The organism is Rahnella sp. P4_A8, from assembly GCF_056402435.1.
The window spans coordinates 1-662 of the sequence record NZ_JBFUHK010000346.1; the positions used below are offsets into that span (position 1 = coordinate 1).

A 662-nucleotide genomic window follows, 5' to 3' on the forward strand; every position below is an offset into this window, starting at 1 on the left:
GAGAAACACCATCCGGAATTCCTTATCTCGCTCCTGCTCTCGTCCTTTTGTTTAAGGCAAAACACATTCGGCCCAAAGATGCTGCAGACTTCCAGGCTGCGCTGCCGAAGCTTCACGTTCAGGAAAAAGCCGACCTACAATGTTGGCTGGAGGCGATGTATCCTGGACATGAATGGATCACACAGCTTTAAGGAAAGGCAGGATGGCCGCTATTGGCACAGAGCAGCCCCTCAGGAAGACCCTGATATGCCATTACATCTGAGAGTGAAAACTAAGGGGTTAGACTGCTTGCCCCCTCATAAACCCAGTCTTTTTGATCGCGAAACATGGCATTAAGTATCGTAACAAACTTCCTTATACAGGCTGTAAGCGCCACTTTTTTGGGTTTTCCCCTTGCTAACAGTCCGTTAAAGAAAGCTTTGATTTGAGGGTTATAACGGACCGCTGAAAGCATGGACATAAAGAGAGTGGCGCGCAGACCAGACCTTCCACCCCAGATCGCCCTTTTCCCTCGGAGTTGCCCACTGTCTCTGTCATAAGGACAAACACCAACCAAAGCTGAAATCTGTCGACGCGTAAGACAGCCCAGTTCCGGAAGCTGTATCAGCAATGTGGCCTGCGTTATGGGCCCGATACCTTTTACCTTATCAAGCAACAGACGC

The 662-nt window shown here is 49.5% G+C and carries 2 protein-coding genes; one reads left to right on the forward strand and one right to left on the reverse strand.

Annotated elements, in window-relative coordinates:
* On the forward strand, nt 1–191 hold a 191-nt coding region (locus tag AC1DUO_RS25900; RefSeq protein ID WP_477989594.1), incomplete at its 5' end, for a hypothetical protein.
* 80 nt (nt 192–271) lie between these two features.
* On the opposite strand, the gene AC1DUO_RS25905 is transcribed toward AC1DUO_RS25900, so the two are convergent.
* The coding region (locus AC1DUO_RS25905; RefSeq protein WP_477989596.1) for a transposase at nt 272–662 on the reverse strand (391 nt) is incomplete at its 5' end.